The organism is bacterium (assembly GCA_037131655.1).
In the GTDB taxonomy this organism is placed as follows: Bacteria; Armatimonadota; Fimbriimonadia; order Fimbriimonadales; family JBAXQP01; genus JBAXQP01.
Genome location: JBAXQP010000091.1, coordinates 1 through 9,189 on the forward strand (window position 1 = coordinate 1; position 9,189 = coordinate 9,189).

Annotated in this window: 9 protein-coding genes; all 9 read left to right on the plus strand. The window is 47.0% G+C overall.

Annotated elements, in window-relative coordinates:
* Positions 1–1,021 (plus strand): GNAT family N-acetyltransferase (locus tag WCO51_05860; protein MEI6512783.1); only part of this gene is annotated, 1,021 nt, incomplete at its 5' end.
* 137 nt (positions 1,022–1,158) lie between these two features.
* Positions 1,159–2,193, plus strand: coding sequence for a uroporphyrinogen decarboxylase family protein (locus WCO51_05865; protein ID MEI6512784.1), 1,035 nt, complete (start codon positions 1,159–1,161; stop codon positions 2,191–2,193).
* A gap of 35 nt (positions 2,194–2,228) precedes the next feature.
* Positions 2,229–3,302 carry a uroporphyrinogen decarboxylase family protein gene (locus WCO51_05870; protein ID MEI6512785.1) on the plus strand — a complete coding sequence of 358 codons (1,074 nt, stop codon included), beginning with the start codon at positions 2,229–2,231 and terminating at the stop codon, positions 3,300–3,302.
* 79 nt (positions 3,303–3,381) lie between these two features.
* The gene (locus WCO51_05875; GenBank protein MEI6512786.1) at positions 3,382–4,242 is read left to right on the plus strand and encodes a homocysteine S-methyltransferase family protein; all 861 of its coding nucleotides are present in this window, start codon (positions 3,382–3,384) and stop codon (positions 4,240–4,242) included.
* Position 4,243: 1 nt separating this feature from the next.
* Positions 4,244–5,257 carry a uroporphyrinogen decarboxylase family protein gene (locus WCO51_05880; protein MEI6512787.1) on the plus strand — a complete coding sequence of 338 codons (1,014 nt, stop codon included), beginning with the start codon at positions 4,244–4,246 and terminating at the stop codon, positions 5,255–5,257.
* A 39-nt stretch (positions 5,258–5,296) separates the two neighbouring features.
* On the plus strand, positions 5,297–6,433 hold the full coding sequence (locus WCO51_05885) for a hypothetical protein (GenBank protein MEI6512788.1): 1,137 nt from the start codon (positions 5,297–5,299) through the stop codon (positions 6,431–6,433).
* Positions 6,430–7,458 carry a uroporphyrinogen decarboxylase family protein gene (locus WCO51_05890; protein ID MEI6512789.1) on the plus strand — a complete coding sequence of 343 codons (1,029 nt, stop codon included), beginning with the start codon at positions 6,430–6,432 and terminating at the stop codon, positions 7,456–7,458. Before WCO51_05885 ends, WCO51_05890 begins: the two co-directional genes overlap by 4 nt.
* Entirely contained in the window at positions 7,455–8,414 is a 960-nt protein-coding gene (locus WCO51_05895) for a uroporphyrinogen decarboxylase family protein (GenBank protein ID MEI6512790.1), read from the plus strand. The genes WCO51_05890 and WCO51_05895 overlap by 4 nt, the downstream gene beginning before the upstream one ends.
* A 158-nt stretch (positions 8,415–8,572) precedes the next feature.
* Positions 8,573–9,189 (plus strand): 2Fe-2S iron-sulfur cluster-binding protein (locus tag WCO51_05900; protein ID MEI6512791.1); only part of this gene is annotated, 617 nt, incomplete at its 3' end.

The window sequence follows — 9,189 nt, forward strand, 5'->3', positions numbered from 1 at the left end:
CCAGAAAGCTTTCAACGAGATTCAAAAGGCAGTTACTGAAAAAGCTGGAGCGGAGCACTTCGGTGGAGTAACCGTTCAGCCCATGATTAAGTTTGAAGGGTATGAAATCATCCTTGGGAGCAGTATCGACCCTCAGTTCGGACCTGTATTGTTATTCGGGCTTGGCGGACAATTAGTCGAGGTTTTCAAAGACCGAGCTCTCGCCCTCCCGCCTTTGACCACTACCCTGGCCCGCCGAATGATGGAACGAACCAAAATCTATACTGCACTGAAGGGTGTTCGTGGTCGCAAATCGGTCGACATGGATGAACTCGAACAGATAATGGTGCGCTTCGGCCAACTCGTAACAGAACAACCTTGGGTGAAAGAGATCGATATTAACCCGCTGCTTGCAGGTTCAGAAAAGATCGTCGCCCTCGACGCTCGCATTATCGTTCACGATCTTGATGTAACGGAAGCTGAACTGCCAAAACCGGCAATTCGACCCTATCCGTCCCAATACGCCGGCCCATGGACAATGAAAGATAATTCGGATGTTACTATCCGACCCATTCGTCCAGAAGACGAGCCGGCGCTAGCGCGATTCCATGAGAGCTTATCAGAGCGAACGGTTTACCTACGCTTCGTTCAAATGCTCAAGCTCAGTCAACGTGTTGCCCACGACCGCCTCGTTAGGATCTGCTTTAACGACTACGATCGCGAAATGGCGTTAGTCGGTGATCGCACCGACCCTGAAACCGGCCAGCCTCAGATCATGGGCGTAGTAAGGTTGAAAAGAGCGATTTCAACTAACGAAGCGGAGTTCTCAATCCTTATCGCTGATGCATTTCAGGGTAAGGGATTGGGAACAGAGATGCTGCGCAGACTTCTCGATGTCGCCCGTAAGGAGAAGCTATCAGCAGTTACTGCCGATATCCTTATCGATAACTTCATCATGCGCCACATCTGCGACAAACTTGGCTTCCGTTTCACCCGCCAGCAAGACGACCCCATGGTCAAAGCCCGCATCGACTTTCAGTAATCTTGTGATAAAGCCTCCCTTCGTTTCTTCGAAGGGAGGCTTTTATTTTGTTTTGAAGCTCATTTATTATTCACTCCAATAATCACGCGGGTAAAATGCATTTAAGTGAGCTTTTAATATGTTGCTGGAGAGACGATATGAGTTATGAATTAGGAATGAGAGCGCTTAAGCTTCAGAACCCCGAAAGGCTTGGACATACAGAATACTGTTCCAACCCTGCCCTAGTCAGAGCTGTCACAGGATTAGACCCAAATACCGACAGTTCCGCATGGACTAAGTTCTACGAGGCTTGGCAGATTGACTTCATGTGGAACACCCACGACGGCCCAATTGGCTTCTCAAAAGGACGATGCACTGATATGGGCCATGCCGTATTCCAAGAGGGCGGCACTGACTGGCGTGATACTGTTCACTGCCCCTTTAATTCAGTCGAAGAAGTGCTCGAATTCGACGCAGTGAAAGAATACGGGCTTATGCCTCTAGACGAGCTGACTGAATTTTACGAAAAACTTCTCCAGGGACAAAAAGGCTCTCCTTATATTAATACCGCCGGTTATTACAACACAATCGTTTCAGGCGCAATACAGATTTTCGGATGGGAGATGCTGCTAGCGGCGGCGGCTGACCAAGAACGATTCGAAAAAGTCCTCGACAGCATTTATGAAATCACTCTTCATCATTATAAGGCTTGGGTGAAGACTAGTAAAATCGATGCTTTTATCTGCCATGACGACATGGTTTGGAGCCAAGGTGCCTTCATGCACCCCGATTTCTACAGAAAAGCCATCTTCCCTCGCTATAAGAAACTTTGGAAAGTAATGCATGACGCCAATATCCCTGTTCTCTTCTGCTCAGATGGCGATTTCACTGAATTCATCGATGACATCATAGAAGCGGGCGCTGATGGGCTGATTTTTGAACCTATGACTAGTTTGGATTATGTTGTTGAGAAATACGGAAAGACCAAGGCAATCTTCGGCAGCAAGGTAGATTGCAGAACGCTCACTTTCGGCACAAAAGAACAGATTAAGCATCAAGTCGACGAGACGTTGAAGCTGGCAAAGGGATGCCCTGGCTTCTTTGCCGCTGTCGGTAATCACATCCCAAGCAACGTGCCCGTCGATAATTGCTTATATTATTTCGATTACCTTAGCATGAACTGGTTGAGATAGTTCATCTATTTTGATTTAACTTAGGAGTAAATATATTGGATAGGCAGTATTACATTGATTTAGCAAACCAAGGACTAAAAATGCCAATCGGGGCTGACCTCATACTTCGAGAAAAACCCGATGCTGAAGAAATATTGGTAGATGGCGAGATGCTAGGTAACGTGTTAAAAGAAACAGCGATACGCTTCAATACCCCCATTGCGCTTCCTCACATGGATCTTGAGCTTGAAAAGACATCCATGTTGACGGTTTTAGGTGTTCCATTGAAAGATATCCCAAGATATCATTTTAGTGAAGCTCCGACAAATGAAATGATTACTGAGTTAAAAACTGCCGCTACGAGCAAACAGAATCCTCAAACTAAAGCCAATGTTGAAGCCGTTGCCTATATTGCCAACAAAACTGACCTTCTACCTGTTGGGATGAGCATCGGTCCGTTTTCTTTAATGACAAAACTTTTAAGTGACCCCATCACCCCCATATTCCTCGCAGGCACTGGTGTAACTTTTGAGGAGGATGAGGATGTCAATCGAGTTGAAAGGGTACTGGATTTAGCAATCACTTTTATCCTTCAGTCGATCACCAATCAGATTAAGGCCGGTGCTAAGATCGTTTTTATTGCTGAACCTGCTGCCAACAAAGTGTATTTATCTCCTAAGCAGATTAATCATGGCTCCGACATTTTCGATCGCTACGTCATTAGGTATAACTTAATGATTAAAAAGCTTTTGAACGATAATGGTGTTGACCTGTTCTTCCACTGTTGTGGTGACTTAATCGACGAGATGGTAAGCAAATTCACTCAGCTAGACCCTGCGATTTTGAACTTGGGTAGTTCACGTAAGCTGTGGGAAGATGCCTCTCGCGTACCTAAGACTACCGTTCTGTTTGGCAACCTTCCAACTAAACAGTTTTACTCCGATAACTTGATTACACTTGATGATGTGAAGAAGCTTGCTTGCGAGATTACTAATAACATGAAACAAGCCTGTCACCCATTCATCTTAGGTTCTGAATGTGACGTACTTTGTGTTCCCGGATGTGAAAAGACCATAAAAGACAAAGTATCCGCTTTCATGAACATCTGCGAAAACGGTTGCAGCAATTAGGGAGGGTGTTAGGATTAAGGATTCAGTATCAAGATTGGGTTTATACCCTAATACTTAAATAAAAATCATGAACAAATTAATGGAAAAACTACTAAGTAAAACTCCAATCGTAACCGATGGAGCTTGGGGGACGGAACTTCAGCAAAGAGGCTTATTGGCTGGGGAATGCCCGGATGGGTGGAATTTAACACATCCTGAACTGGTCGAACAGGTGGCCTCCGCATATGTTGAAGCCGGAAGCCGCATCATTCTCACCAACACCTTCGGAGCAAACCGAATAACTCTGGCACGTCACCATCTGGCTGAACGCGCGCAAGAAATCAACCGAATAGGTGCTGAAATATCGCGAAAAGCGGCGGGAAGCCGCGCATTTGTCTTTGCATCAGTCGGCCCTACCGGTAAGTTCCTTCTTATGGGTGATATTGAAGAAGATGAGATGCGCTCTGTCTTCACCGAACAGATTGAAGCCCTCGCTAAAGGGGGAGCGCACGGAGTCGTCGTTGAAACCATGAGCGATCTGGATGAAACAGCGATTGCAGTATCGGTGGCTCATGAATTGGGATTAACGGTTGTTGCTAGCATGGTATTTGATTCCGGCAAAGATAACGACCGAACGATGATGGGAGCAACCCCTGAGCAAGTTTGCGAACGCTTAGCAGAAGCAGGCGCAGATGTGATAGGCGCAAACTGCGGCCAGGGTATCGAAAAGTATGTCCCCATTTGTTCCCGATTGCACCAAGCGACAAATCTCCCCATTTGGATTAAAGCGAACGCAGGATTGCCGCAATTAGTTGACGGAAAAACAGTTTTTCGCTCATCCGTGGATAGCTTCGTATCGTATGTGCCGGAACTTGTTAAGGCAGGCGCTAGCTTTATCGGCGGGTGTTGCGGAACTAGCCCTGAGTTCATAAGCGCTACAGTTAAAGCCTTAGGAGGTTAGTATGACCGGACGAGAGCGCATTCTCGCATTGATCGAAGGCAAGCCGATAGACCACCTGCCCTTCATGCCGATTACGATGACCTTCGCGTCAAAGAGAATTGGCGTAAGGTATCAGGACTATGCAACCAATTATAAGGTGCAAACCGATGGTCAAATATTAGTAGCTGAAGACTTCATAATAGACTACGTGAGTACTATCTCCGATCCTGCTTGCGAAGCTGCTGATACAGGCGCCAAGGTGGTCTTCTTTCCCGATCAACCTCCTGCGATCGAAGAGTCCTCGGCGTTACTTTCCGACATGAGCAAGCTGGACAAGCTAATAATCCCTAATCCCTACGGCGGAGGGAGAATGCACAACCGCCTAAATGCGATTGCGCTCATGAAAAAACAAGTTGGCTATAGCAAACTAATTGAAGGATGGATAGAAGGCCCCTGCGCTGAAGGAGCAGATTTAAGGGGCATCAATACTCTAATGACCGATTTCTACGATGAAGCTGAATTCGTTCACCAATTATTCGAGTTCGTTGTAGAAATGGAGCTAAAGTTTGCCGAAGCGCAACTAGCTATGGGCGCGGATATAATCGGCATCGGTGACGCCGCCGCTTCATTAGTGGGGCCGAAGATTTATAACGATTTTGTCTGGCAATACGAAAAGAAGCTAGTTGATGGCATTCATGCGCTTGGCGGATTGGTTCGGTTGCATATCTGCGGCGATACTCGTCCTCTTCTTGAAGGCATGGGAGGATTAGGCTGCGAGATTGTGGATTTAGATTATATTACCCCCGTCTCTGAAGGCAGAGATAAAATGGGACCAAGCCAAGTCATCAGTGGCAACATCGATCCCGTTCGAACGCTCAAAGACGGAACACCCGAAAGCGTCTACGAAGCAGTTGCCGAATGCCACAAGCAAGCAGGAAACCGATTTATTGTAGCCGCAGGTTGTGAAGTACCAAGAGATACCCCACCAGAGAACCTTCATGCCATGCTGGATTATGCCAAAGAGCACACACCATAAGTTGCCTTATTCTTATTTATCAGCTGTCAGGAGATTTAATTGCACAGACCGACCGATCACCGAAATGTTGACCTTTGGCAGCTAAACTTAGACATTGCTTGCAAGAGAGCAGGCAAAAAGGTCATTTGGCAGCCTCGTATCCTTTGTTATTTCGCAGATCGTAGTTTTAGGGGGGAACCGCTTCCTGAACCCTATGAAGGCATGACGACACCTGAGATTTACCGTTCGCTTGGATGTTCCAATCGTATTTATGATTTTAACGCCTGCTTTCGTTCAACTGAGGCTAACGTTACCTTCAAAAGTGAACCCTTAGGCTCAAATAAAGAAGTTTATCTTATCGAAACTCCCGTTGGCACAATGTCATCGATTAGCCGCAGCACCCCCAATAGTTTTGCCCGGATACAAGAAAAGCGGTTGATTGAGAGACCTGAGGATATGAAAGTCGCCACTTGGCTAGCCGACCATACCGAATGGGAATGGAACCAAAACAAGTACGAGGAAATATGCAACGAATGGGGACGCCTCGGAGCGCCAAACATATATATGCCACGTGTCAACGTTCAAGACCTCTATATCAACACCATGGGGGTCGAACGTGGCGTCTATGCGCTCATGGAATGGGGCACAACGGTCGATGATTACTTCCGCGCCCTGCATGAAAGTCATCTGCGCCTCATCGAGGTAATTAACAAGTCTCCAATCGAACTTATTAACTTCGGAGATAATATTCATTGCGCAACGCTTTCCCCTGCCCTTTACGAGAAATATGTGCTGCCTGCTTATATTGAGCGCTGCGAAAAGCTTCATCAATGCGGCAAATTCGTAAACTCGCACTGGGACGGTGATACGAAAGCAATCCTCAAATACGCCAAGATATCCGGTCTCGATGGGATAGAAGCAATCACCCCTCTCCCACAAGGTGATGTCACTCTAGAAGAGATAAAAGAAGCGCTTGGGGATGAGATTGTTTATATGGACGGCATCCCTGCGGTTTTATTTGATACGACCTACTCAGAAGAAGAACTCGCTGAATTCACCGAGAAGCTCATAAAGCTCTTTGCTGGTCAGCTTATCCTTGGGATTTCTGACGAGATGTCCTCCCAGGGTGATATCGAGCGCATTCGTTTGGTGGGTAAGATTGTGGATGATCATAATGCAGGAGTGGCAGCCAATTGAGCGCAACATCGAGAGAATTAATGTACCAAGCCTTGAACTTCGAGAACCCCTACCGTGCGCCACGCGACCACTGGACTTTGCCGATTGCAGCAAATACTTATCCTAATGAGCTTAAAGAGATTTCTGAAGCCTTTCCAGGAGACATTCAGGGAATTAGCGGGCACCTGTCGCAACAATCTCCGATCACCAGTGGACACCCTTACCTCAAAGGTGAGTATGTAGATGATTGGGGCGCAAAGTTTATCACAATCCAAGACGGTATCCACGGTGAGGTCAAAAAACCGCTTATCAAAGAGTGGTCATCCGATGTGCCTAAAGTCCATATCCCGCGAGAGTGGCAGACTATCAATATGGAAGCTGTAAACCGAGATTGTGCAACGACGAATAAGTTCACGATGGCAGGAGTATGCCCGCGTCCCTTCGAACAGCTTCAATTTCTTCGCGGGTCGGCTGACCTAATGGCTGATTTAATGGACCCGGAACCTGAGATGCTAGCATTCATACAGGATATGCATAACTTTTATTGCGAAACGCTTACGCTATGGGCAAAGACGGATATTGACAGTCTGCAGTTTATGGACGACTGGGGAGCACAAAGCGCCCTTCTTGTCTCCCCTGCCCTCTGGCGGCATTATTTTAAACCTATGTACCGTGACTTTGCTCAGATCGTCCATTCAGCAGGCAAAAAGATATTCATGCACTCTGACGGTCATATTTTAAGCATTTATCCCGACCTGATCGAGATTGGAATTGATGCCCTTAACAGCCAACTCTTCTGCATGGGCATCGAAAATCTAAAGCCCTTTGCGGGCAAGATTACTTTTTGGGGTGAAATCGATCGGCAACACCTGCTGCCTAACGGAACCGTAAACGACATTGACCAAGCCGTAACCAAGGTGTACGAGAATCTGTGGCACAACGGTGGTTGCATCGCCCAATGTGAATTCGGGCCTGGGGGAAAGCCAGAGAATGTGCTCCAGGTCTACGAAAGTTGGGACAGATTGACGATAGGAGACAAGAAATGACGCCAAAAGAACGATTTATCGCCGCTTTGAACAGGCAGCCCATAACAGGACGCGTACCCCACTGGGAACTGGTCTTCTATCTAACAATGGAAGCATTCGGCAAGGTGCACCCTGAACACCGCGCCTACCACCAATGGGATCAGATGGAAGAGAAGGAACGCCAGCTTCATCGAGAGGATATGGCAGATGTTCGCATCGCTTCAGCTGAACGTTTCGGGCATGATGCCATAATGTTCTCTGCCAACCCCTGGCGTGATGATGAGATATTACGACAGCTAGATATCCTGCGAGACAAGATTGGCGATAAGTACTGCCTTCTCATTCACGGAGATCCAACACTCGGTATGCCGGATGGTGGCTCGATGTTCGAGTTCTCCTGCCGTTTAGCCGATGAGCCAGATAAAGTTAAACAAGAGGCAGAAGCAAGCGTAGAACGTTCACTGGAAAGGGCTGAGAAGCTGATGAAACATGGGGAGCTGGACGGTTTCGCCATGTGTACCGATTATTGCCTCAACACGGGACCTTTCCTAAGCCCATCTCAGTTCAGCGAGTTCGTAACCCCCTACCTCGCCAAGGTTATCAAAGGCTATCGGGATATGGGCTTTTATGCAATCAAGCACACCGACGGCAATATCATGCCCATTATCGACCAACTTGTCCAAGCTAATCCCCATGCCCTCCATTCAATCGATCCACAAGCTGGTGTTGATATTGCCGAAGTCAAACGCCTCTATGGCGATAAGGTGTGCCTTATCGGCAATGTTAACTGCGGCCTTTTGGATACAGGCACAGACGAAGAGGTCATTGAATCCGCGCGTTACGCCCTCAAACACGGCATGCCCGGCGGCGGTTATATCTTCTCCACCAGCAATTGCATCTACACCGGCATGAAGCTATCCCGTTACGAACTGATTTTGGATGTTTTACATAAAGAAGGCAATTACCCGCAAAGTTAGCGGTGTATTCTCACAAACAAACCTAAAATCCCTAGGGTTAGCTGCATTAACTTGTAATCGGAACTTTAGCTGGACTACAATAGTAATAGCAATTAAAGACACGTAAGCTAAAGATAAAACAGTCCGGTTTTGCTCCCAGTAGTAAAGATTGAGGGTTTATGAAGGCAGATACAAAATCAACAGGCGATGTGACATTTCTTCCGGCATCAAAAAATATCGCTTCAGAAAATGGCCGTACATTACTGAAACTCGCTCAGTTATCCAATGTTTCGATTTACAACACATGCAGCGGTGTTGGTACCTGCGGAAAATGTCTTGTTAAAGTAAATGGCCCCCTAACGGAGGTCACTAAGGTTGAGCGCAGGTTCTTATCGGAAGAACAGCTTGCTCAAGACATGCGTCTAGCCTGCCAGTGCCACGCATTAGGCGATGTTACCGTCGAAGTGCCCGTTCATGAAAAGCCCCATATTCTCTCTCAAGGACTACGTATAACGGTTCCACCAAAGCCTAATATCGTTAAAGACCTCGTTGATTTGCCCCCGCCATCAGTGAACGATCAAACGGATGACCTAGCGCGTATCCGCAGGGCATTAGGTATGAATGAGCACTCGCGAAGTGTAGAACTTGGACTACTTAAACTTCTACCAAAGGCTATCAGGAGCGATGACTTCTTTGTTACTGCTGTACATGCAAACGCCAAAATCATAGCGGTTGAGCCAGGCGACACTAGGAACAAGTTGTACGGTGTTGCTTTTGATATCGGAACCACTACTGT